The following is a 21245-nucleotide window of genomic DNA, read 5'->3' as shown; positions in this document are numbered from 1 at the left end:
TACGGGTCATGAGCCCGGCTCGAAAACTGACCTATCCTAAGCCGCCAATGCGCACGCGTCCAGCCTCGGTCAACCGCAAGCCGCAAGGCCCCGCGCCACGTTCACGGCGCCATCAACTGCCAGGCCAACCGCGCCGCCGCGCGCGCGCCATGGCCGTCCACGTCAAAGCGCGGGCTGTATTCGGCCATGTCGGCCACGCGCAGCTTGCCGCTGGCCTTCACGCGCAGCACGATTTCCTCAACCACGGCCATCGGCACCCCATAGGGGGCGGGCGCCGACACGCCCGGCATCACCGCCGCCGGCAACACATCCAGGTCGATGGTCAGGTACACGTGGCGGGCGCGGGCCAGCAACGCGTCCACATTGGCAAGACGTGCTTCCAGGTGGCGTTCCTGCATGTCGCGGTCTTCCACCCACACGGCGCCCACCTCGGCCGCGCGCGCGTACAGCGCGGGGGTGTTCGCCAGCCGCGAGACTCCCAGGCAGGCATATTGCAACGCCCGCCCCTCTGCTTCGCAGTAGCGCGCGATCTGGTCAAACGGCGTGCCCGAACTTCCCGGGCGGCCGGTACGCAGGTCGAAGTGCGCGTCCAGGTTCAGGACCAGCACCGGCTCGGTGTCGCCCCGGGCTTGCAGCCAGCGCGCCAAGCCCTGGAACGTGCCCCAGGCAATTTCATGGCCGCCGCCCAACACCAAGGGGCGGGCGCCCTGCCCCAGCAGTTCTGCGACACGCAGACCCAGGCGTTCTTGCGCGTCTTCCAGTTGATCGTCCTGGCACACCACGTCGCCGCCATCCAGCAGCCGGGCCAGCCCATGCGCCGGCAAGCCGGCCAGGAACTTGCGGATGCCCGTCGGCCCTTCGGCCGCGCCGACACGCCCCTGGTTGCGCGCCACGCCCGCGTCGCAGGCAAAGCCCAGCAAGACGGGCTCGCCCTTGTTTGCCTGGCCGGCCTCGGCCTGAACGATATGCGCCAGGCGGCGCGTGTCGCCCTGTTCGGCGCTGTCGTCGCGCGCCTTCCATACGTGCTGACCCCGCTGTGCCGCGCTCATGCCGCCGCCCCCTGACTCAACACCGCTTGCAGGAATTCGCGGGTGCGAGCCTCGCGCGGTTCAGTAAAGATCACTTCGGGCGGGCCGGATTCCAGGATCACCCCGCCATCCATCACCGCCACCACGTCGGCCACATCCCGCGCAAAACCCATTTCGTGCGTGACGACCATCATGGTCATGCCTTCACGCGCCAGCAGCTTCATCACCTGCAACACCTCGCCCACCAGTTCGGGGTCCAGCGCCGAGGTCGGCTCGTCAAACAACATGACCTTGGGCTGCATGGCCAGTGCGCGCGCAATCGCCACGCGCTGCTTCTGCCCGCCCGACAGGCTGGCGGGCATGGCCGCCATTTTCTGCACCAGCCCCACCTTTTTCAGCAGGTCCTCGGCCAGCGCATTGGCCTGGTCGCGCCCCATGCCCCGCAGCGTGCGCGGGCCCACGGTGACGTTATCCAGCACGGACAGATGCGGAAACAGGTTGAAGCCCTGGAACACCATGCCCACCTGCATGCGCAGCTGGTTCAGCGCGGCCTCGGGCAGCAGCGTGCCGTGGTCCAGCAAGGTCTGGCCGCAGATGTCCACGGTGCCCGCCTCGGCCACTTCCAGGCCGTTGCAGCAGCGCAGCAACGTGCTCTTGCCCGAACCGCTGGGGCCGATCACCACGACTACCTGCGATGGCAGCACGTCAAAGTCGATACCCTTGAGCACGGCATGATCGCCGTAGGATTTTTCCAGGCCGCGGATGCGGATCATTTCCTGCGGATTGCCTAGCGGGTTCATTGCACCATCCCTCCGGCGCGCAGGTGCTTTTCAACCCTGCGCAAAATCAACATGGCGGCGGTGGTCAGCACCAGGTAGATCAAGGCCACCACCAGATACGTCTCCAGCGACCGATACGACACGCTGATGATCTTCTGCCCTTCGTGCATCAGGTCGTGAATGGTCAGCAGCGACACCAGCGCCGAATTCTTGATCAGCGCGATGAACTCATTGCCCAGCGGCGGAATCATGCGCACTACCGCCTGCGGCAGGATGATGATGCGCATGGCCTGGCCGGACGACATGCCCAGCGAACGCGCCGCTTCGGTCTGGCCACGGTCCACCGACTGAATGGCGCCGCGCACGATTTCGGACACGTAGGCGCCCGAATACATGCCCAGGCCCAGCACGCCGCAGGCGAACGCGGGCAAGGTCACGCCAAACTGCGGCAGGCCGAAGAACCAGATGAACAACTGCACCAGCAACGGCGTACCGCGAAAGAACAGCAGATAAACGCTGCACAGGTTGTAGATGACGTAGCGCTTGGGGTTGAGCCGGCCGACGCCGACCAACAGGCCCATGACACAGCCCAGCAGCAAGGCGCCGGCGGTTACCTCCACGGTAACCACCGCGCCCCGCATCAGGCTGTCGAAGTCGGCGAAGACGGGGGCGAATTCCAGGTTCATTTCTTGGGCGCCTCGAACCACTTGTTCACGATGGCCTGGTAGCTGCCGTCCGCCTTCAGCTTTTTCAGCGCGGCGTTCAAATCACGGGTCAGCTCGGGCTTGCTCTTGGGCACGGCAATACCGTAGTCCTCGGTCGTCACCTGCTCGTCCAGCACGGTCAGGCCCGTGGTGCTTTGCGCGAACAGCTTGGCGGCGGGCTTGCCCGTCACGGCGGCGTCGGCGCGGCCGATCTGCACCAGGTTGAACATTTCCTGGTTTTTCTCGACTTCCACGCGCTGCACGGCCGGCAGGTGTTCTTTCAGGTAGTTGACCGACTTCGTACCCACCTGCACCGACACCTTGCGGCCGTCCAGGTCCTTGAGCGTTTTGATGGGGCTGTCGGTCTTGGTCAGCACGACCAGGCCACCGGCGTAGTAGGGATCGGTGAAGTCCACCACCTTGCTGCGTTCGGGCGTGATGTAGATGGCGGACACGGCGATGTCGGCGCGGCCGGCTTGCAAGGCGGGGATCAGGCCTTTGAAGTCGATGTCGATCCATTCGACCTTCTTGCCCATGGCGCCGGCCAGCGCTTCGACCAGCTCGATGTCAAAGCCGGTGCGCTTGCCGTCCTTGACGAACTCCATCGGCGGGAAGGTGGCGTCGGTAACGGCGCGGATGGTGTCCTGGGCATGCGCCGCGCCGGCGCTCCAGGCAAGGCCCAGCGTCAGGGCGGCGGTCAACAATGTGCGGCGAGTGGTCATGGTGAGTCCTATGCGAGTGGGTACGGCGATGGGTACGGCTAGGGGGATGCGTCTGAACAATGCGGCTGAACAAGGCGGCCTGGAGATGCGGCGGAACAGGCGGCCAGGGGATACCTTCAATGGACCTTCAGGCGGTCGGAAATGCGGCGCGCCGCTGCCACGGTCATGGCGATCAGCGCGTCGGGCCGTTGGGCCGCGCGCGTGGACGGCGCCATCAAGGTGATCGAGGCCACGGCCTGATTGGGCCGCTGGAATATCGGGACGCTGACGCCCCACACGCCGGCATCCACTTCGCTATCGGTGACGGCGTAGCCCTGCCCACGTATGCGTTCCAGCTCGTCTTCCAGGCGCGAGGGGGCGACCCCTGCTTCGTCGGCCAGATAGGCCAGGGCGGCTTGCAGGCGGCCCAGCGGCATGAAGGCCAACAATGACTTGGCGGATGCGCCCCGCGCCAACGGCAGGCCGCGCCCCTTGGTGAACGAACACCGCAGCGGGTGCTGACTTTCGATCATGTCCAGGCACACGGCCTGGTCCTTGACGGCGACCAGCAAGCCGATGGTCTCGCCGGATGCGGCGGCCAGCGACGCCATGTCGGGCTGCGCTTCGTGTATCAAAAAGGAAGACTGGTCAAAGCCCCACGCCAGCTGAACGCAGAGCGGGCCCGGGCCGTATTCGCCTTCGTGTTCGGCGACGAAACCCCAGCGCTTTAGCAAGGCAACCTGGCGATACAGCGTGCTTTGGGCCAGCCCGGTTTTTTCGGCCAGGGCGGCGATCGTCAACGGGCCATCGTGCCGGGCCAGCGTGGCCAACACGTACAGGACACGATCCGCGCCCGCTCCCACCGAGGGTTCCGACATCAACTCTGCTCCCAGCAATAAGGAGGCGAGATTATCAATTCATGGTGGTTCTTCGCCGGATTTTTCCCGAAGGATGAGAATAAGCAGGGAAAACCCCAGATAAGTACGAAAAAAAAGACCGCAATGCGGTCTTTTTAATGTGTCCCTTTCTCGGGGCCGGCAGCGGAGCATTGCAGCGGCTGGACGCCGCTGCGTCCTGCCCGTTTACGGTGCGGCAGGCGTGTCGTAGTTGTTCAGCTTGACGCCGGATACACCGCCCACGTTGGGCGCGGCGGCAGGAGCCGAGGCACCGCCGGCGGGCGCCGGCGCAGCGGCCGCCGGCGTGGCGCCCGGCGCAACACCCATCGACGCGCCAGAAGTTTCCCCTGCCGGCTGTGCGGCGCCTTGCGCGCTGCCCTGCGCGGCGGGGTCCGCACCCGTCGCGGCATCGGCCTCAACCGGCGCGGGGCTGGCCGCGCGGCGCGCCCGCTTGGCCTCGTCCGCCTGGGCCACCTTGGTGGTCAGGTACGTCGCCACCGCCGCCGATTTGCCGTTGCGCGCCCAGTCAGCAGCGCTTTGATTCTTCAGGTCGCGCGTGGTGACGTCCGCCCCCGCCTTGATCAGAAGATCGACCATTTCGCGGTTGCCGCCCAGCGCCGCCATCATCAGGGGCGTTTCGCCGCCCGGGGCGGGCGCGTTCACCATGGCTTTCTTACCCAGCAGCATGCGCGCCATTTCCATCTGCCCCTTGGACGCGGCGTAGTGCAGCGGCGTCCAGCCCAGACGGTTGATCTGGGCGCCCCTCGCAATCAGCTTTTTGGCGCGCTCGGTCTGGCCGGCAATGGCCAGGTACATCAGCGGGGTTTCGCCGGCCGGGTTCTCGGCGTTCACGTCCGTGCGCTTGTCGGCCGCGATCACGTCAAACACCTTCCAGGCGCCATCGACCACCGCGCGCATCAGGGCGGGCTGCCCGTTCTGGTAGCGCACGTTGGGGTCGGCCCCTTGCGCCAGCAGGTCCTTGACGTCGTCCGGGTAATCGTTGGCCACGTACACCCACCAGTCGCCCGGATTAGCGGCCTGGGCCAGCGGCGCGGCGCAAGCGCCGAAGGCAATGGCCAGCGCCAACAGCGCGCCTCGGCATTGCGACAAGACAGGGCGGAAAGTCGGTGTGTGGGCGGTCATGGCTATCCTGGATGGGAAGGAACGAGGGTTATGTGGGCGTCGGCCTGAAGGCGGGTTTCTGGCCTGGCCGATGGTGTTTATTCAAACCCTACGTCTTTGAAGGGTATGTCTTTACGCGCTGCTTGCTCTTACTTCTTGATCTTGCTGAACAGCTTGAAGAAGTTTTCCGTGGACGCGCGCGCCACCTCGGCTACCGGGATGCCTCGCAGGTCCGCGATCTTTTCGGCCACGTGAATCACCTTCGACGGGTCATTCAGCTTGCCGCGATACGGCACCGGCGCCAGGTACGGGGAATCGGTTTCGATCAGCAGGCGGTCCAGCGGCACTTTGCTGGCCACTTCGTGCACGATCTGCGCGTTCTTGAACGTGACGATGCCCGACAACGAGATATAGAAATTCTGATCCAGCGCCGCCTGGGCCACTTCCCAGGTTTCGGTGAAACAGTGCATCACGCCGCCCACCTCGGCCGCCTTTTCTTCCTTGAGCATGCGCACCGTGTCTTCGGCGGACGAACGCGTGTGCACGATCAGCGGCAGGCCGGTGTCGCGCGCGGCGCGGATATGCCGGCGAAAGCGTTCGCGCTGCCAATCCAGCGGTTCGGACAAACGGTAGTAATCCAGCCCGGTTTCGCCGATGGCCACCACCTTGGGGTGCTGCGACAAGCGCGCCAGCTCTTCGGGCGACGGATCGGGCGTGTCTTCGTAATCGGGGTGCACGCCCACCGAGGCCCACAGGTTGGGCTGGGGTTCCACCAGCGACATCAGGCCGGGCCAATCGGGCATGTTGACGCTGACGACCAGTGCGTGGCTGACCTGGTTGGCGGCCATGCGCTCAAGAATGGCCGGCAGATCGGCGGCCAGCTCAGGAAAATTCAAATGACAGTGCGAATCGACGTACATGATGTGACTACATAAAGTGATCGCGGCGCGGCCTGTGCGAAAGAAACATCGCGACAGGCAAAGCGCCGCTGAATCAGGGACTTACGCCTGGCAGGATAGCACCACGCGTTGCAGGGTGGCGTGCGCGAAAAGCTTGGCGTTCAGGGGGTGGGTGGCCAGCGCGCGCTGCCGCGTCAGCCAGCGCGCCGCCTCGGCCACGCGGGCCGTGTTCATGCGCGCGGCCACCTGGGCCACGCCCGCCCCCAACGCCGGAAAGTACCGCACGGGCGCGCCGGCGCTGGCCAGCATCAAGTCCGTATACAGGCGTTGCAGGGCGTCGATCCATTCAGTGGCCGGCACCTTTTCCAGCGTTTCGGCCATCGTGCCGACATCGGGCGCCTGCCCCTGCGCCAAGGGGTTGATCAGTTGCGACAGCCAGGGCGGACAAGGCGTATCGCCCGCCTGCGCCAGTCGCAACGCCGCCAGGGGCGCGCCGCCCGCGGCGGCCAGCCATTCCCGCGCGGGCTCGACGTTTTGCGCCCGTAGCCATTGCAGCGCGGTATCGGGGTCAGGCGCCGGCAAGGGCAGGCGCCGGCAGCGCGATACCAAGGTCGGCAGCAGGCGGTCGGGGGCGTCGGCAACCAGCAGGAAAACGGTGTGCGGCGGGGGTTCTTCCAGCACCTTGAGCAAGGCGTTGGACGACACCACGTTCAGGGCGTGCGCGGGGTACAACAGCGCCACGCGCCATCCGCCCCGGTGCGTGGCGGTATTGAACCAGGACTCCAGCGACCGGATCTGGTCGATGCGAATTTCCTTGGACGGAGCACGCTTGGCCGCGCCCGAGGTCGGTTCGGCGTCTTCGGCGGGTTCGGCGGCGTCCGCGCCCTCTTCGACTGCCACGGCTTCGGGCCGGATGCGGCGCAGGTCGGGGTGGTTGCCGCTGGCAAACCAGGCACAGGCCGCGCAATGGCCGCAGGCCAGACCGTTTTCGGGCGTTTCACACAGCAGGCTGGCGGCGGCGGCAATCGCGAAATCCAGCTTGCCGATGCCGGCCAGGCCGTGCACCAGCCACGCGTGCGCAAAGCGGTCGCGGTTGCCCAGCCAGGCGCGCGCCGTTTCCATCTGCCACGGCAGGAACTGGGGCGCGCTCATGTTGTCACGGCCAGCAGCGCCCGCAGCCCGGCTTCCAGTTCCGTACGGATCTGGGCGATGGACCGGGTGGAATCAATGATGTGAATGCGGTGGGGGTTGGCCTGGGCGCGGGCGTGATACGCCTGCCGGGTGCGCTCGAAGAAGGCGGCGCCTTCGCGTTCGAAGCGGTCGGGCTCGCGCGCATCGGCAAGGCGGGCGCGCGCCACTTCCAGGGGGACGTCAAACAGCCAGGTGCGGTCGGGTTGGCCCGCGTGCATCCATTGTTCCAGCACGGCGACCCGTTCCGCGCCCAGCTCGCGGCCACCGCCCTGGTAGGCGTAGGTGGCGTCGGTATAGCGGTCGCACACCACCCAGGCGCCACGCGCCAGCGCCGGCTCGATGACTTGGCGGACATGTTCGCAGCGGGCCGCGAACATCAGCAGGGTTTCGGTATCCAGGCCCATCTGATCGGTCAGCACCAGCGCGCGCAGCTTTTCGCCCAGGGGCGTGCCGCCCGGCTCGCGCGTGGAAACCACGTCCAGCCCCTGACCGCGCAGAAAGTCCGCGATCCAGTCGGTGTGCGTGCTTTTACCGGCGCCGTCCACGCCCTCCAGCGTAATGAAGCGTCCGCGAGAGGTCATTGGTCTTGTCCTTCAGGTGTGTCGGTTTCGGAGTCCGCCGCCGTGCCAGGGCCCTCAGGCACGGTGACGGGCGCGGTGGCCGGCGCAGTCGCGGGCGTCAACGCGGGGGTGGGCGTCGGGGTTGGGGTTGGGCGTGCGCCCTGGCCCAGGATGTAGCGCGACACGTTGCGATTGTGGCCGGACAGGTTCTCGGCGAATTCGCTGGTGCCATTGCCGCGCGACACAAAGAACAGGTACTTGTGCTGCTCGGGCTGCACCGCCGCCAGCAGCGCCGCCCTGCCCGCCGCCGCGATGGGGGTGGGCGGCAGCCCGGGTCGCGTGTAGGTGTTCCACGGCGTGTCGGTCTGCAAATCTCGCTTGCGGATCCGGCCCTGGTAAGCGTCGCCCATGCCGTAGATCACGGTGGGGTCGGTTTGCAAGAGCATGCCGATCTTCAGGCGGTTGGTGAACACGCCGGACACGCGGCGCCGGTCAGGCCCGTGCCCCGTTTCCTTTTCGATAATGGACGCCAGCACCAGGGCCTCGTAAGGCGTGGCCACGGGCAGGTCCGCCTGCCGCTTGGCCCAGGTGTCCTGCAAGATGCGCTGGCCTTCCTGATAGGAACGGCGCAGCAGGTCGTAGTCGGTGCTGCCGGGGGTAAAGATGTAGGTGTCGGGAAAGAACAGCCCCTCGGGATGCTTGATGTCGGACCCCAGGCGCGCCATCAGCTCTTCGTCGCTGACTTCGCCCAGCGTCTGCTTGACGTCGGGGTGCTCGCGCAGCGCCTGGCGGATCTGGCGGAACGTCCAGCCCTCAAGAAAGGTGATCTGGCGCTGGGTCATGTCGCCACGCGCCATGCGCTCCAGCAGTTGCCAGGGCGAGTCGCCGTTGATGGCCTGATAGCCGCCCGCCTTCAGCAGCTTGTCCTGTTCGGACAGGCGCGCCATCCAGACAAAGCCGGGCTCCCAGATGGGTACGCCCACGGCGTTCAGCGCGCGCGCGACCGTGCGCGGGCTACTGCCCGGGTCCACCACAAAGTCGATTCTGTCGGCGGGTAGATGCATGGGTCGATGCATCCAGCTCCAGGCGGCGCCAACCGCGGCGGCGGCGGCGATCACGATCAGCAGGAATGACCACAAGACGTAAAAACGGAGTCGCTTCTTCATAAGTCCCAGAAGTTTAATGGATCGCGCGGGCCTGTCGTGGCAAAACCGGGGCCGGACGTTACGGCACGGCCCTTTGCGCGGCGTGGGCAAGGGCCAATGACGCGGTGAAGGCGGCTATCATCTGCACTTTGATGACGTGATCTCAACCGCCGCCATGCACGCTTTCTATTCTTCGATCCCTGCCAGCGCCGAAGGTTGCGCGCCGGGTGCGCCGTGCGCGCCGCTGGATGATTTTCTGGTCTTCAGCGCGTCCGGCGCCGACGCGCTGCCTTTCCTGCACGGCCAACTGACGCAAGACGTTACCGGCCTGCCGCTGGACACCGCCCGCCTGGCGGGCTACTGCACGGCCAAGGGCCGCCTGCTGGCCACCCTGGTCATGTGGCGCGCCGCCCCTGGCGCCGACGACGCACCGCAACTGTATGGGCTGGTGCGCCGCGACCTTTCTGAAGCGCTGCTCAAGCGCCTGTCCATGTTCGTGCTGCGCGCCAAGGTCAAGCTGGCCGCCACCGCCTTGAACGTGGCCGGCGTGCAGGCCACCACCGAACAGGCGGCCGCCCTGGAAGCCGTGACGGGCGCCCTGCCCCGCGCACCGTGGCAACGCGTGGACCTGCCGTCGGGCACCTGGATTGCCGCGCCCTCGGCCAATACCCGCCTGCGCTGGTGGTGGATCGCGTCCGATGAACAGCTGGCCCAGTCTTCGGCTTTGGCGGGCGCGCTTAGCCTGGTTCCCGCTACGCATTGGCAGGTGGCCGATCTTGCCGCGGGCATTCCGTGGATTGCCTCGGCAACACAGGACGTATTCATCCCGCAGACTGTGAACCTGGAACTGGTTCAGGGCGTGAGCTTCACCAAGGGCTGTTACCCCGGCCAGGAAGTGGTGGCGCGCAGCCATTACCGAGGCACGGTGAAGCGGCGCATGGCGTACGGCACCATCGATCAGGCGGGCGGGCAAAGCGCGGCGCTGGCCGGCGTGGACGTGTTCGACGCCACCCAGCCGGGCGAACCCATCGGCCGGGTCGTGGATGCCGCCAGCGAAGCCGGCGTGGCTTCAGTGCTGTTCGAAACGACGCTTGCCGCGCTGCCCCAGGGGGACCTGCGCCTGGGCGCCGAAGACGGCCCGCGCATCACGGTTGGGCCGCTGCCGTATTCCATTACGCCGTGAGTTGAGGCGGACGCGGACGCCGGCCCGGGCGCGGCCGGCGGCGCGTTATTGCATTACGCCGCAGCAACCGGACGCGGGCGTGCCGTGCGCCGCCGCGCGTCCCACATCACGTCAGACCGCCACCCCAAACAGCGCGCCGACGCCGGCCGTTGCCGCCATCGCAAAAGCGCCCAACAGCGTCACGCGCAGCGCGGCCGGCCCTTTCGGGGCCCCGCCCGCCTGCGCGGCCAGCGTGCCCAGCGCGGCCAGGCACAGCACCGATGCGCCGATCACCCAGCCGATCAATTGCGGCACCGGCGCCGTCACGGCCACGACCAAGGGCAGCGCCGCACCGGCCGCGAACGACGCGGCTGACGCCACGGCGGCCTGCACGGGCCGCGCGCGGTTATGCACGGAGATGCCCAGTTCGTCGCGCGCATGCGCGTCCAGCGCGTCATGGCGGGTCAGTTGCCGCGCCACCTGCGTCGCCAGTTGCCGGGTCAGGCCCCGCTCTACATAGATATCAATCAGTTCGGCAAGCTCTTCTTCCGAATTGCCCTTCAGTGAGCGCTGTTCCATCCGCAGGTCCGCCGCCTCGGTGTCGGCCTGCGAGCGGACGGACACGTATTCACCGACCGCCATGGACAAGGCGCCGGCCACCAGCCCCGCCAGCCCCGACGTCAGAATTGCGCCATGCGAGGCCTGCGCGGCAGCCACCCCGGTGATCAGGCTGGCGGTGGACACGATGCCGTCGTTGGCGCCCAGCACGGCGGCGCGCAGCCAGTTGCTGCGGAAAATTCGGTGGTGTTCTTTGGCAGGCATTACCCGGTACCCATGCAACGCGTGACAAGCGCGTCACGCATCTGCCCCGGGAACGGGCCAGACGCGTGGCGCGCCGGAGTCATCGCGGCGTCACGCGCACCGCGGTCAGCAAGCCTATCACGCAAAGCGTGGCTTGCTCACCTTCGTAGGCGTGCACTTCGACCTGGCAGATCGACAGACGCTTGCCCGGCTTGACCACGCGGCCGCTGGCCACGTAGCGGTCACCCTTGGCCGGCGCCAGGAAGTTCATCTTGAACTCCGATGTCAGTACATCTTCGCCCGGGCCAAACAGCGTGTAGGCGGCGTAACCGCCCGCGCTGTCGGCGATTGTGGTGGAGATGCCGGCGTGCAGAAAACCGTTTTGCTGGCAAAGGTCGGCCCGGTAAGGCAGGCCGATATCCACCCTGCCCGGCTCCACCACATCCAGCTGCGCGCCCAGCAGCCGCATGACGGTCTGCTGGTCGAAGCTGGCCTTGACCCGCGCGGCGGGATCAGCCGACGCTTGTGGCGCGGCCATGTCAGTCTTGCTCGCGCTTGACCAGGTTGACGATGCTGGAGAAATCCAGCCTGCCCGAGCCGCCCGCGCTATGCAGCGAATACAGGTTGCGGGCCAGCTCGCCCAGCGGGATTGAGGCGCGCGTGGACAGCGCGGCCTCGGCGGCCAGACCCAGGTCCTTAAGCATCAGGTCCACGCCGAAACCGCCGGCGTAACCCTTGGACGCGGGCGCATGGTCCATCACGCCCGGCCAGGGGTTGTAGAGCTCGGTCGCCCAGTTGCGGCCCGAGCTCTTGGCGATGATGTCCGACAGGACCTTCGGATCCAGCCCGTTGGCCACGCCCAGCGCCAGGGCCTCGGACGTACCGGCCATCAGGATGCCCAGCAGCATGTTGTTGCAGATCTTGGCCACCTGACCGGCACCGCCGGGGCCGGCATGGAAGATGTTCTTGCCCATTTTCTCCAGCACGGGCCGGGCGCGTTCCAGCGCGGCCGCGGGGCCGCCCACAATGAACGTCAGCGTGCCCGCCGCCGCGCCCGCCGTGCCGCCGGACACCGGCGCATCGATCATGGCGATGCCGCGCACGTCGGCGGCCTGCGCCACCTTGCGGGCCGTGTCCGGGGCAATGGTGCTGCAATCGATCACCAACGCGCTGGACGAAATCTTGCCCAGCAGGTCCTGATCCAGGTACAGCCCTTCGACGTGCTTGCTGGCGGGCAGCATGGTCACGACGACGTCCGCGCCCTTGACCGCTTCGGCCGCCGACTCCGCGGCGCTGGCGCCGGCATCGGTCAGCAGCTTCACCGCTGCCGGCACCAGGTCAAAGACCTTGAGGCTATGTCCGGCCTTGATCAGATTCAATGCCATGGGCGCGCCCATGTTGCCCAAACCGATAAACGCGATACTGCTCATGATGTTTTGTCTCCTGGTGCTATGGCTATGGCTATGGCTATGGCTGTTGCTATTGCTTTAGGTATGGATTCAATGTGACCCGGATGACGGGCTTGGCTTGCCTATCGGAGCACGCGGAGCAAGCGGAGCAAGCGGAGCACGCGGAGCACGCGGGGCACGCAGCGATACGCGCCGGGGATCGCCGACCCGCGCGTGCGGGCCGGCCCCGGCTATCAGCGCCCTTCCTGCCCCAGGTCGGCCAAGGGATGCGGCTCGCCCTCGCGCCAGGGTTCCTCGAAAAACTTCTGGACCCAGGCGTCGGTTGCCACGTCGATCACCGCCGGGCTCCAGCGCGGCTTCTTGTCCTTGTCGATCAGCAAGGCGCGAATGCCCTCGGCAAAATCTCCATGGGCCGTGCACGCCAGGGCCGCGATGTACTCGGCGCGGAACACGTCGTCCAGCGACCGCAGGCGCATGCGTTGCTGCAAGGCGAAGGCCAATCGCACCGACCCAGGCGAACCGGCCAGCATGGTCGTCGCCGCGCGCGCCAGCCAGGGGTCGTCATGGTCTTTCAGCTGCGCCAGTTCTTCGTAGATCTCGTCCAGGCGGTTGCCCGTGCACAGGTTGTTGATCAGGAACGAATGCTGGCGCAGGTGCCCGGGTTCCAGCGGAGTCTGGGGCTCCAGCGCGGTGAGCGCGCGGCGCAGCAAGCCATCGTTGATGGAGCGCGGCGCCATGGCCTCGTCCGAGGCGCCGGCCGGCTTGCCCGCCCACGGCTGTTCTTCCAGCGACGCCAGCAGGCGCGGCCAGTCGGCATGGTTCAGGCGGAAGTCCGCCAGGCCCGCGAAGAACGCGTCGGCCGTATTCATCTGCGCGCCGGTCAGCGCCAGGAACAGGCCGATGCGGCCCGGCATGCGGTTCAGCAGCCAGCTGCCGCCCACGTCCGGAAACAGGCCGATCGAGACTTCCGGCATCGCCAGGCGCGAGCTTTCGCTGACAACGCGGTGGCTGGCGCCCATCATCAAGCCGATGCCGCCGCCCATGACGATGCCATGGCCCCAGCACAGCACGGGCTTCGGATACGTGTGAATGCGGTAATCCAGCCGGTATTCGTGCTCGAAAAAGCGGCGCGCGTAGGCGTTGCTCCAGCCGCTTTTACCCGCGTTTTCGCTCATGCTGCGGTAAAGGCCATGCAGGTCACCGCCTGCGCAGAAGGCCTTGTCGCCCGCGCCTTGCAAGACCACCAGGGCCACGCCCGGATCGCGCGCCCATTGGTCCAGGCGCTCGGCCAGCAAGTCCACCATTTCCAGCGACAGGCCGTTCAGGGTTTGCGGCGCGTTCAGCGTCGCTATCCCGAACCGCATGCCGTTCGCCGCGCTTCTTTCTTCGAACAACACCGGTGCATTCATCTTATGTCGGCTCCTTTTTCCAACAATTGGCGGGCAATGATCACGCGCATGATCTCGTTGGTGCCCTCCAGAATCTGATGAACGCGAGTATCGCGCACCAGACGCTCCAAGGGATAGTCCTTCAAGTATCCATAACCGCCGTGAATCTGTTGCGCGTCCAGGCAGATCTGGAAGCCCATGTCGGTGGCAAAGCGCTTGGCCATGGCGCAATAGGTGGCCGCGTCCGGCGCGCCGCCGTCCAGCTTGCAGGCGGCCAGGCGCACCATCTGGCGCGCCGCCACCAGGTGGGTGGCCATGTCCGCCAGCTTGAATTGCAGCGCCTGGAATTCCGCCAGACGGCGGTTGAACTGCCGACGTTCGTCCATGTAGCGGCGGGCGGCGTCCAGCGCGCCTTGGGCGGCGCCCACCGAGCAGGTGCCGATATTGATGCGGCCGCCGTCCAGGCCCTTCATGGCGATCTTGAAGCCTTCGCCCTCCTGGCCCAGCAGGTTTGCGGCCGGCACGCGGACGTTTTCAAAGGTGATGGGACGAGTGGACTGGCTGTTCCAGCCCATTTTTTCTTCCTTGCGGCCGTAGCTGATGCCCGGGCTGTCGGCCGGCACGGCAAACGCGCTGATACCGCCCGCGCCCTCGCCGCCCGTGCGCGCCATGACGACCAGCAGGTCCGTATCGCCCCCGCCTGAAATGAACGCCTTGGCGCCGTTCAACACGTAGTCGTCACCCTGGCGCTGCGCGCGCGTGGACAGGGACGCGGCATCCGATCCGGCGCCTGGTTCGGTCAGGCAGTAAGAAGCCAGTTTCTGGCCGCTGGCCAAGAGCGGGCCCCAGGCCTCGCGCAAGCCGGGCTGGCCCCATTGGCCGACCATCCAGGTGGCCATGTTGTGTATCGTCAGGAAAGCGGTGGTGGACGGGTCCACGGCGGCCATTTCCTCGAATACCAGCGTGGCGTCCAAGCGCGGCAGGCCCAGGCCGCCGATCTCTTCGCTGGCGTAGATGGCGCAAAAGCCCATTTCGCCGGCCCGGGCGAATGCCTCGCGCGGAAAGATGCCTTCAGCGTCCCAGCGCGCGGCGTGAGGGGCCAATTCGCCCTCGGCGTAGTCGCGGGCGGCCTGCGCAAACGCGCGCTGCTCGTCGGTCAGTTCCAAGTCCACAGCCTGTCTCCTGTTGGTGTCGGTATTGTCTGTTGGCGTTGCGGGTCGTCTCGTGAACGCCCGCCCATCGCCGTGGCAAGATGGATTCTGGCATGACGTTAACGTAAACGTAAATATGAAACCGCGTTTATGTTACGCCGGATGCTTGGGAGGTATTTGTCTTGTTGGTGACAATGTCCGGCGGCGCCGACCTGCCGTGGCGGCGCTTACGGAAGGCGGGTGGCAGAAGGCGGGCAGCAGAAGGCGGGTTGCAGACCGCGGGTGGCAGATGGCGGGTGGCAGACGGCGGCTTAACAAGGCGGCCCACACGAACCTGCCTACAGCAAGCCCGCGGGGCGCACCCGGCCGTTCTTGGCCGTCTTGGCGCGTCGGTGTTCGGCGCGGCGGCGGCGTGATTCCTGCGGGTCGAAGCTCAGGCCCCGGTAGATTTCGACGCGATCGCCGTCAAACAGCCGCGACTGCGGCTCGGCGGCGCGGCCAAACACGCCCACCCCGCGTTCCCAGGGTTGCACCACCGGAAACGCCTGACCAAAGCCGCTGGCCGCCAGCGCGTCCGCCACCGTGGCCCCCTCAGGCAGGCGCAGTTCGCGCAGCCACACGTGACCGGGCAAGGCATAGCAGACGCTGACGTTCAGCAACACCGCGTCAGATGGCTCATTCGCCATATTTGGCCTGTGCCCGCTTGGTGAAGGAATCGATGAAGCTGGTGGCGATGCGGTTGAACACCGGCCCCACCACCATTTCCAGCGCGCGGTTCGAAAACGCGTATTCCATGGTGAACAGGACTTTGCAGGCATCTTCCGCCAGCGCCTGGAATTCCCAGTGGCCGACCAGGCTGGAGAATGGGCCATCCACCAGTTCCAGGTCGATCCGGTCGGGATAGACATGGGTATTGCGCGTGGTGAAGCGCTGCTTCATGCCCGCGAAACTGATCAGGATGGAGGCCTGCATGCCATGTTCATCGCGGCTTTGCACCTCGGCCCCGCCGCACCACGGCATGAACTCGGGGTACTTCTCCACGTCGGCAACCAGGTCGAACATCTGGGCGGCGCTGTAAGGCACCAGGACGGATCGTTGTACTTTGTGCATCGACTATCGCAAATGGCTAGAATGGCAAGATTTTACCGGCACCGCGCAACATGAGCCTAATGTGGCGCTTTGCAGCCCGCAAATTGCCGTTATGAGCAAAAAAGGCGTTATGCGCAAAAAGGCGTTATGAGCATTATCGACAACCGCAAGGCCACGCACGACTATTTCATCGAAGACCGCTACGAAGCCGGCCTTGTCCTGCAAGGCTGGGAAGTCAAAGCGATTCGCGACGGCCGCGTGCAGCTCAAGGAAAGCTACGTCATCGTACGCGATGGCGAACTGTACCTGCTGGGCATGCACGTCAGCCCACTGCCCACGGCGTCCACCCACATCCACCCCGATGCCATGCGCACGCGCAAGCTGCTGCTCAAGGCCGAGGAAATCAGCAAGCTGATCGGCAAGGTCGAGCAGCGCGGCTACACGCTGGTGCCGCTGAACCTGCACTACAAGAATGGCCGCATCAAGCTGGACTTCGCGCTGGGCCGGGGCAAGAAGCTGTTCGACAAGCGCGACACCGCGCGCGAAAAAGATTGGCAGCGCGAGAAAGAACGCATCATGAAGCACGACACGCGCGCGCCCCGCAAAGACAAAGACGATTGATTCAGGCCGCGGCCGGCATGGCCAGGCGCTCTGCCTGCTCGGCCGGCCCCACGATGCGGTTGCGCCCCGCCGCCTTGGCGGCATAGAGCTTGCGGTCGGCGCGTTCGAAGAACGCTTGCAGGTTTTCGCCGGGCACCCATTCGGCCACGCCCGCGCTGAACGTGTACGAAATGGTGCTGCCGCCATGCGCGCAAGGCGTGCGCCGCACGGAATCCAGCAAGCGCGCCGCCACATCCAGCACGGCGTCGCCGCGCATATCCGGAAATAGCACGCCGAATTCCTCGCCGCCGACGCGCCCGACATGGTCGCCGGTGCGCAAGGTGGCCGTGGCCAGCAGGCCAAAATGGCGCAGCACGGCATCGCCCGCCACATGGCCGTGCGTGTCGTTGATGCGCTTGAAATGGTCGATATCCAATAGCAGCAGGGTCAGCGGACGCCGCGTGCGCAGTGCCTGGGCGCAATAGCGTTCGGCCTGCAACCACCACGCCTTGCGCGACATCAGGCCGGTCAGGAAATCGGTGTTGGCCTCTTGCTCGCGGTCGGCCAGCATGCGGTCGTGGATGATCATGATGGTGCCCAGCGTCAGGCACGGCATGATCAGCACGCCCAGCGTCAGGAAGGCGATGTTCCAGACGTTGGGCTCCATCAAGGATTCGGGCAGCGCCAGGTCCAGCGCGTAGATCGCGGCCCGCAACGCACAGACCGCGGCCGAGATCAGCGCCACGGTCCACACGAAGCGATAGCTGTAGCGCGAACGATGCACCGGCATATTGCGCTGGACGGTGACGGCCACCGCAACCAGGAAGCCCATTTGCAGCAGCGACATCGCCACGATGCGCGGGCCGATGCGCCAGTCCACATACGTATAGGCCAGCAACACCACCAGCGCCACCAGGCATGCCAGCGTCATCAGGTGCTTGGGCACGCTAAGCCCCAGCAAGCGCCGCACGCCCGAGTAGTACGAAAACAGCGCCAGGCCCACGGCCGCGTTGGGCACCACGACCGACACCAGCCAGGGCGCCGACGTGTTCTGAAGCGCAAACGTAAAAAACGCCAACAGCGTAAGCAAGTTGGCGCGTATGGTTTCGCGGATGCCGGCCATGCCGCTGCGAGCCAGCGACCCCAGCACGCAGAGCGATAGCACCCCCGCCAGTGCTGCTATCAGAAGCAAATTAACGGGAGCGATCATGGGCGGCGCGCCGCTAAGCGCGGTATCAGGTGTTGCGCGTGGACTTCACGATGGTCATGGCCGAGGCGATCATGCCGCCGACGTCGGACATGTTGGCCGGCAGGATCAGCGTATTGCCTTCCTTGGCCACGTTGGCGAACGCCTCGACGTAGCGCTCGGCCACCTTCAGGTTCACCGCTTCCATGCCGCCCGGCTGGCGCACGGCATCGGCCACTTGGGTAATGGCCTTGGCGGTGGCTTCGGCAATGGCCAGCACCGCGGCGGCCTCGCCCTGCGCCTGGTTGATCTGTGCCTGCTTCTCGCCTTCGGAGCGGGCAATGGCGGCTTCACGTTCGCCGGTGGCGATGTTGATCTGTTCCTGGCGGCGGCCTTCCGAGGCTGCGATCAGCGCACGCTTTTCACGTTCGGCGGTGATCTGCGCCTGCATCGAACGCAGGATTTCGTTGGGCGGCGTCAAATCCTTGATTTCGTAGCGCAGCACTTTCACGCCCCAGTTCAGCGCGGCCTCGTCCAGCGACGACACGATGTTGCTGTTGATGGAATCGCGTTCTTCGAACGTGCGGTCCAGTTCCATCTTGCCGATGACCGAGCGCAGGGTGGTCTGTGCCAGCTGCGTGATGGCCGAAATGTAGTTCGACGAACCATACGACGCGCGCATCGGATCGGTCACCTGGAAATACAGCACGCCGTCCACTTGCAGCTGCGTGTTGTCACGCGTGATGCAGACCTGGCTGGGCACGTCCAGCGGGATTTCCTTCAGCGAGTGCTTATAGGAAACGCGTTCGATAAAGGGGATGACAAAACCGGCACCCGGCGACAAGACACGGTCGAACTTGCCCAGGCGCTCGACCACCCAGGCGTGCTGTTGGGGCACGATGGCGATCGACTTGATGACGATCAGGATCGCCAGCGCGACGACGACGAGCAGGACGATAGTGGATGTATCGATCATGATTGAAACCTCTTCTGAGTTAATGCAATGGCGTCGGACACCAAGCCCCGGACGCCTGCTGCGGGCCGCGCGAGGCGCGAGCCGGTCTTACCGGGTTGAACCCGGCGCGCCCATGGGCTTGAGCACCAGGGTCGAGCCGCGCAGTTCGGTAATGGTGTGTTCTCCGGCGTGGGGCGCATGCCCCGGGGCCAGTTCGGCCTGCCAGTGCGCGCCGCGATACCAGACACGCGCCGTGCGCTGTTCGGACCACGATTCCACGGAAACCGTCTGGCCGATGTCCAGGTTCACGTCCGCGTTGCGCGCGGAGTTGACCTCGCGCTTTTTCAGCACGCGCGTCTTGCGCAGCGCCAACAGGCCCAGCATCAAGACCACGCCACACGCCACCAATTGCCATTCAAGCCCCGTGCCGAGCCACGCGGCAGCGCCGGCCGCCGCCAGCCCCAAGGCCACCAGCAGCAAATAGAAAGTACCCGTCGCCAATTCCCCGATTAGGGCCAGCGCGGCCAATCCCAGCCAGATCCACATAGTCTTAACGTCGCCTGAAAGGATGATTCGTGAGCGGATTGTACGTATTTCCGGGACGTAACGGGAAAGCCCGTTGGCCTCGGTCCGGGCGGCGCTGGATTATGATGTGCGCCTGACGCGCCGATCCCACCCGGATGGCCCGCGTCCGCCTTTTCAAGCACATCGATCCATGACCGCTGCAACACCTTCCGCCCTACCCGTCCTGATCCTGCATACCGGCGATCCGGACGACACGCTTAAAAGCCAGTTCGGCGGCTATGCCGAACAACTGACCCAGGCCGCCGGCCTGGCGGCCGACGCGGTTGAAATCGTTGCCGTGCACGAAGGTCAACGCCCGCAATCGCCCGCGCACTATCGCGCGGCACTCATCACCGGATCGCCCGCCATGGTCACCGATAAGGAGCCCTGGAGCGAAGACACCGCCGCCTGGCTGCGCGAGGCCGCCGCCGCCGAGCTGCCCATGTTCGGCGTGTGCTACGGCCACCAGCTACTGGCCTATGCGCTGGGCGGCAAGGTGGGCTACAACCCGGCCGGCCGCGAAGTCGGCACGCAAACCGTCGAACTGCTGCCGCCGGCCTCGGGCGACAAGTTGCTGGCCGGCCTGCCCGGCACCTTTCCCGCGCAGATGCTGCACGCCCAGACCGTGTTGCAGCCTCCGCCCGGCGCCGCCGTGCTGGCGCGCTCTGACCTGGACGAACACCAGATGATCCGCATCGGCCGCAATGTGTTCTCGACCCAATTTCACCCCGAGTTCGGACCCGATTTCATTCGCGCCCACCTGGATCGCTATGGCCGTCGTTATGCGGCGGAAAACCTGGACCTGCCGGACCTGACCGCGAACGTGCGCGCCACGCCCGTGGCGGGCGGGCTGCTGCGCCGCTTCCTGGACGCTTACGCGCCGGCCTGAACGGCGGCGCGCAACATCCGGAGTGCGGGGCTAGTCGGCGACTGAGACCATGAACCTAAAGCGCAATCCATTACGCGCATGTCAGGAGTCTTCGATGAGCCCTACCGCCGCCGCCGCAAGCAAACCGCCATCCGCCGCAGCCGTTTTAAGCAAACAGCTTTTAAGCAAACAGCATGCCGCCGCCGTCGAGCGCGCCTGCCGCGCCCTTGAGGCCGAGCAGCCGCCCGACCTGTCCACGCTGGCCGAACAGGCCGGCATGAGCCGCTTTCACTTTCACCGCGTGTTCAAGGCGGCGACCGGCATCACGCCCAAGGCCTACGCCAACGCGCTGCGAGCGGCCCGCGCGCGCCAGCAGCTGGAAAGCAGTGCCAGCGTCACCGACGCCATGTACGACGCCGGCTTCAATTCCAGCGGCCGGTTCTACGAAGCCGCTCCCGCCATCCTGGGCATGACGCCCACGGCCTTTCGCAGGAACGGCGAAGGCATCGATATCCGCTTCGCGGTGGCGCAGTGTTCGCTGGGCGCCTTGCTGGTGGCGGCCACCGGCACGGGCATCTGCGACATTTCGCTGGACGCCGACCCGGAACACCTGGTGCGCAACCTGCAAGACCGCTTCAAGGCCGCGCGCCTGATCGGCGCGGATGCCGAGTTTGAAACCTGGGTGGCCGCCGTGGTCAGCTTCGTCGAAGACCCGTCGCGCGGGCTGGACCTGCCGCTGGACGTGCGCGGCACCGCCTTTCAGCGCCGGGTATGGGAGGCGTTGCGCGACATTCCGGTGGGCACCACGGTCACCTACACGCAGGTGGCCGAACGCATCGGGGCACCTCGCGCCGTGCGGGCCGTGGCACGCGCCTGCGCCACCAACTCCATCGCGCTGGCCATCCCGTGCCACCGCGTGGTGCGCACGGACGGGTCGATGGCGGGTTACCGCTGGGGTATCGACCGCAAGCGGGAGCTGATCGCGCGGGAATTGAAAGCGGCGTAGTGGCTGGCCCGCGCATCGTTCGCTAAAGAAAAAAACCCCGC

Annotated in this window: 24 protein-coding genes; 4 read left to right on the top strand and 20 right to left on the bottom strand. The window is 66.2% G+C overall.

What is annotated here, in order from left to right; genetic code table 11:
- Positions 1-101: 101 nt before the first annotated feature.
- The 10 genes from hutG to mltG all read right to left on the bottom strand — a co-directional run bounded on the left by hutG (position 102) and on the right by mltG (position 9046).
- On the bottom strand, positions 102-1049 hold the full coding sequence (gene hutG / locus V6F88_RS02050; RefSeq protein WP_332607685.1) for a formimidoylglutamase: 948 nt from the start codon (positions 1047-1049) through the stop codon (positions 102-104).
- Positions 1046-1828: an amino acid ABC transporter ATP-binding protein gene (locus V6F88_RS02045; protein ID WP_332607684.1), complete on the bottom strand. Its 783-nt coding sequence runs from the start codon at positions 1826-1828 to the stop codon at positions 1046-1048. Before V6F88_RS02045 ends, hutG begins: the two co-directional genes overlap by 4 nt.
- A complete protein-coding gene (locus V6F88_RS02040; protein WP_046806818.1) occupies positions 1825-2493 on the bottom strand; it encodes an amino acid ABC transporter permease in 669 nt (222 codons plus the stop codon). The genes V6F88_RS02045 and V6F88_RS02040 overlap by 4 nt, the downstream gene beginning before the upstream one ends.
- Complete coding sequence (locus V6F88_RS02035) at positions 2490-3233, bottom strand: transporter substrate-binding domain-containing protein (RefSeq protein ID WP_332607683.1); 744 nt, start codon at positions 3231-3233, stop codon at positions 2490-2492. The genes V6F88_RS02040 and V6F88_RS02035 overlap by 4 nt, the downstream gene beginning before the upstream one ends.
- Before the next feature lie 116 nt (positions 3234-3349).
- A complete protein-coding gene (locus V6F88_RS02030; RefSeq protein ID WP_332607682.1) occupies positions 3350-4090 on the bottom strand; it encodes an IclR family transcriptional regulator in 741 nt (246 codons plus the stop codon).
- A gap of 204 nt (positions 4091-4294) precedes the next feature.
- Positions 4295-5251, bottom strand: coding sequence for an ankyrin repeat domain-containing protein (locus V6F88_RS02025; RefSeq protein WP_332607681.1), 957 nt, complete (start codon positions 5249-5251; stop codon positions 4295-4297).
- A 128-nt stretch (positions 5252-5379) separates the two neighbouring features.
- Positions 5380-6150, bottom strand: a complete 771-nt coding sequence (locus V6F88_RS02020) for a TatD family hydrolase (RefSeq protein ID WP_332607680.1) — start codon at positions 6148-6150, stop codon at positions 5380-5382.
- An 81-nt stretch (positions 6151-6231) separates the two neighbouring features.
- On the bottom strand, positions 6232-7281 hold the full coding sequence (gene holB, locus V6F88_RS02015; protein ID WP_332607679.1) for a DNA polymerase III subunit delta': 1050 nt from the start codon (positions 7279-7281) through the stop codon (positions 6232-6234).
- Positions 7278-7901 carry a dTMP kinase gene (gene tmk, locus V6F88_RS02010; RefSeq protein ID WP_332607678.1) on the bottom strand — a complete coding sequence of 208 codons (624 nt, stop codon included), beginning with the start codon at positions 7899-7901 and terminating at the stop codon, positions 7278-7280. Before tmk ends, holB begins: the two co-directional genes overlap by 4 nt.
- Positions 7898-9046, bottom strand: coding sequence for an endolytic transglycosylase MltG (gene mltG, locus V6F88_RS02005; RefSeq protein WP_332607677.1), 1149 nt, complete (start codon positions 9044-9046; stop codon positions 7898-7900). Before mltG ends, tmk begins: the two co-directional genes overlap by 4 nt.
- A gap of 154 nt (positions 9047-9200) precedes the next feature.
- Between mltG and ygfZ the strand changes: the two genes are divergently transcribed.
- Complete coding sequence (gene ygfZ / locus V6F88_RS02000) at positions 9201-10208, top strand: CAF17-like 4Fe-4S cluster assembly/insertion protein YgfZ (protein ID WP_332608919.1); 1008 nt, start codon at positions 9201-9203, stop codon at positions 10206-10208.
- A 111-nt stretch (positions 10209-10319) separates the two neighbouring features.
- Here the strand turns inward: ygfZ and V6F88_RS01995 are convergent, their stop codons facing one another.
- The 7 genes from V6F88_RS01995 to V6F88_RS01965 all read right to left on the bottom strand — a co-directional run bounded on the left by V6F88_RS01995 (position 10320) and on the right by V6F88_RS01965 (position 16046).
- On the bottom strand, positions 10320-11009 hold the full coding sequence (locus tag V6F88_RS01995) for a VIT1/CCC1 transporter family protein (protein WP_332607676.1): 690 nt from the start codon (positions 11007-11009) through the stop codon (positions 10320-10322).
- Positions 11010-11088: 79 nt separating this feature from the next.
- Positions 11089-11526 (bottom strand): PaaI family thioesterase, encoded by a 438-nt coding sequence (locus tag V6F88_RS01990; RefSeq protein ID WP_332607675.1) that lies wholly within the window; start codon positions 11524-11526, stop codon positions 11089-11091.
- Position 11527: 1 nt separating this feature from the next.
- Positions 11528-12418, bottom strand: a complete 891-nt coding sequence (gene mmsB, locus V6F88_RS01985; RefSeq protein WP_332607674.1) for a 3-hydroxyisobutyrate dehydrogenase — start codon at positions 12416-12418, stop codon at positions 11528-11530.
- Positions 12419-12630: 212 nt separating this feature from the next.
- Entirely contained in the window at positions 12631-13806 is a 1176-nt protein-coding gene (locus tag V6F88_RS01980) for an enoyl-CoA hydratase/isomerase family protein (protein ID WP_332607673.1), read from the bottom strand.
- Positions 13803-14957 (bottom strand): acyl-CoA dehydrogenase family protein, encoded by a 1155-nt coding sequence (locus V6F88_RS01975; RefSeq protein ID WP_332607672.1) that lies wholly within the window; start codon positions 14955-14957, stop codon positions 13803-13805. The genes V6F88_RS01980 and V6F88_RS01975 overlap by 4 nt, the downstream gene beginning before the upstream one ends.
- Positions 14958-15274: 317 nt before the next feature.
- Entirely contained in the window at positions 15275-15622 is a 348-nt protein-coding gene (locus V6F88_RS01970) for an RnfH family protein (RefSeq protein WP_332607671.1), read from the bottom strand.
- Positions 15612-16046, bottom strand: coding sequence for a type II toxin-antitoxin system RatA family toxin (locus V6F88_RS01965; protein ID WP_046807167.1), 435 nt, complete (start codon positions 16044-16046; stop codon positions 15612-15614). Before V6F88_RS01965 ends, V6F88_RS01970 begins: the two co-directional genes overlap by 11 nt.
- Before the next feature lie 69 nt (positions 16047-16115).
- Between V6F88_RS01965 and smpB the strand changes: the two genes are divergently transcribed.
- Positions 16116-16646 (top strand): SsrA-binding protein SmpB, encoded by a 531-nt coding sequence (gene smpB / locus V6F88_RS01960; protein ID WP_255444759.1) that lies wholly within the window; start codon positions 16116-16118, stop codon positions 16644-16646.
- Position 16647: 1 nt separating this feature from the next.
- Here smpB and V6F88_RS01955 read toward each other — a convergent pair whose 3' ends face one another.
- From V6F88_RS01955 to V6F88_RS01945, 3 genes are all read right to left on the bottom strand, one after another.
- Positions 16648-17835, bottom strand: a complete 1188-nt coding sequence (locus V6F88_RS01955; protein WP_332607670.1) for a GGDEF domain-containing protein — start codon at positions 17833-17835, stop codon at positions 16648-16650.
- Positions 17836-17860: 25 nt separating this feature from the next.
- Positions 17861-18787 carry an SPFH domain-containing protein gene (locus V6F88_RS01950; protein ID WP_046807169.1) on the bottom strand — a complete coding sequence of 309 codons (927 nt, stop codon included), beginning with the start codon at positions 18785-18787 and terminating at the stop codon, positions 17861-17863.
- An 87-nt stretch (positions 18788-18874) separates the two neighbouring features.
- On the bottom strand, positions 18875-19312 hold the full coding sequence (locus V6F88_RS01945; protein WP_332607669.1) for an NfeD family protein: 438 nt from the start codon (positions 19310-19312) through the stop codon (positions 18875-18877).
- A gap of 169 nt (positions 19313-19481) precedes the next feature.
- On the opposite strand from V6F88_RS01945, the gene V6F88_RS01940 reads away from it, so the two are divergent.
- Positions 19482-20219, top strand: coding sequence for a glutamine amidotransferase (locus tag V6F88_RS01940; protein WP_332607668.1), 738 nt, complete (start codon positions 19482-19484; stop codon positions 20217-20219).
- 94 nt (positions 20220-20313) lie between these two features.
- On the top strand, positions 20314-21204 hold the full coding sequence (locus tag V6F88_RS01935) for a bifunctional transcriptional activator/DNA repair enzyme AdaA (RefSeq protein ID WP_332607667.1): 891 nt from the start codon (positions 20314-20316) through the stop codon (positions 21202-21204).
- The last annotated feature ends 41 nt before the right edge of the window (positions 21205-21245 follow it).

Origin of the sequence: Achromobacter sp. ESBL13 (assembly GCF_036668755.1) — a bacterium.
GTDB lineage: Bacteria > Pseudomonadota > Gammaproteobacteria > Burkholderiales > Burkholderiaceae_B > Achromobacter.
The sequence above is the reverse complement of the archived record's forward strand: the minus strand, read 5'-3'. Positions and strand labels throughout refer to the sequence as shown.

What these genes read in the sequence shown, in the direction of transcription:
- V6F88_RS02025 (WP_332607681.1), bottom strand. Translation starts at nt 5,251, where the DNA reads ATGACCGCCCACACACCGACTTTCCGCCCTGTCTTGTCGCAATGCCGA.
- V6F88_RS01980 (WP_332607673.1), bottom strand. Translation starts at nt 13,806, where the DNA reads ATGAATGCACCGGTGTTGTTCGAAGAAAGAAGCGCGGCGAACGGCATG.
- V6F88_RS02035 (WP_332607683.1), bottom strand. Translation starts at nt 3,233, where the DNA reads ATGACCACTCGCCGCACATTGTTGACCGCCGCCCTGACGCTGGGCCTT.
- V6F88_RS02020 (WP_332607680.1), bottom strand. Translation starts at nt 6,150, where the DNA reads ATGTACGTCGATTCGCACTGTCATTTGAATTTTCCTGAGCTGGCCGCC.
- V6F88_RS01970 (WP_332607671.1), bottom strand. Translation starts at nt 15,622, where the DNA reads ATGGCGAATGAGCCATCTGACGCGGTGTTGCTGAACGTCAGCGTCTGC.
- mltG (WP_332607677.1), bottom strand. Translation starts at nt 9,046, where the DNA reads ATGAAGAAGCGACTCCGTTTTTACGTCTTGTGGTCATTCCTGCTGATC.
- V6F88_RS01955 (WP_332607670.1), bottom strand. Translation starts at nt 17,835, where the DNA reads ATGATCGCTCCCGTTAATTTGCTTCTGATAGCAGCACTGGCGGGGGTG.
- V6F88_RS01950 (WP_046807169.1), bottom strand. Translation starts at nt 18,787, where the DNA reads ATGATCGATACATCCACTATCGTCCTGCTCGTCGTCGTCGCGCTGGCG.
- V6F88_RS01995 (WP_332607676.1), bottom strand. Translation starts at nt 11,009, where the DNA reads ATGCCTGCCAAAGAACACCACCGAATTTTCCGCAGCAACTGGCTGCGC.
- ygfZ (WP_332608919.1), top strand. Translation starts at nt 9,201, where the DNA reads ATGCACGCTTTCTATTCTTCGATCCCTGCCAGCGCCGAAGGTTGCGCG.
- V6F88_RS01945 (WP_332607669.1), bottom strand. Translation starts at nt 19,312, where the DNA reads ATGTGGATCTGGCTGGGATTGGCCGCGCTGGCCCTAATCGGGGAATTG.
- holB (WP_332607679.1), bottom strand. Translation starts at nt 7,281, where the DNA reads ATGAGCGCGCCCCAGTTCCTGCCGTGGCAGATGGAAACGGCGCGCGCC.
- mmsB (WP_332607674.1), bottom strand. Translation starts at nt 12,418, where the DNA reads ATGAGCAGTATCGCGTTTATCGGTTTGGGCAACATGGGCGCGCCCATG.
- V6F88_RS01965 (WP_046807167.1), bottom strand. Translation starts at nt 16,046, where the DNA reads ATGCACAAAGTACAACGATCCGTCCTGGTGCCTTACAGCGCCGCCCAG.
- V6F88_RS01990 (WP_332607675.1), bottom strand. Translation starts at nt 11,526, where the DNA reads ATGGCCGCGCCACAAGCGTCGGCTGATCCCGCCGCGCGGGTCAAGGCC.
- V6F88_RS02040 (WP_046806818.1), bottom strand. Translation starts at nt 2,493, where the DNA reads ATGAACCTGGAATTCGCCCCCGTCTTCGCCGACTTCGACAGCCTGATG.
- hutG (WP_332607685.1), bottom strand. Translation starts at nt 1,049, where the DNA reads ATGAGCGCGGCACAGCGGGGTCAGCACGTATGGAAGGCGCGCGACGAC.
- V6F88_RS01940 (WP_332607668.1), top strand. Translation starts at nt 19,482, where the DNA reads ATGACCGCTGCAACACCTTCCGCCCTACCCGTCCTGATCCTGCATACC.
- V6F88_RS02030 (WP_332607682.1), bottom strand. Translation starts at nt 4,090, where the DNA reads ATGTCGGAACCCTCGGTGGGAGCGGGCGCGGATCGTGTCCTGTACGTG.
- V6F88_RS01935 (WP_332607667.1), top strand. Translation starts at nt 20,314, where the DNA reads ATGAGCCCTACCGCCGCCGCCGCAAGCAAACCGCCATCCGCCGCAGCC.
- tmk (WP_332607678.1), bottom strand. Translation starts at nt 7,901, where the DNA reads ATGACCTCTCGCGGACGCTTCATTACGCTGGAGGGCGTGGACGGCGCC.
- V6F88_RS02045 (WP_332607684.1), bottom strand. Translation starts at nt 1,828, where the DNA reads ATGAACCCGCTAGGCAATCCGCAGGAAATGATCCGCATCCGCGGCCTG.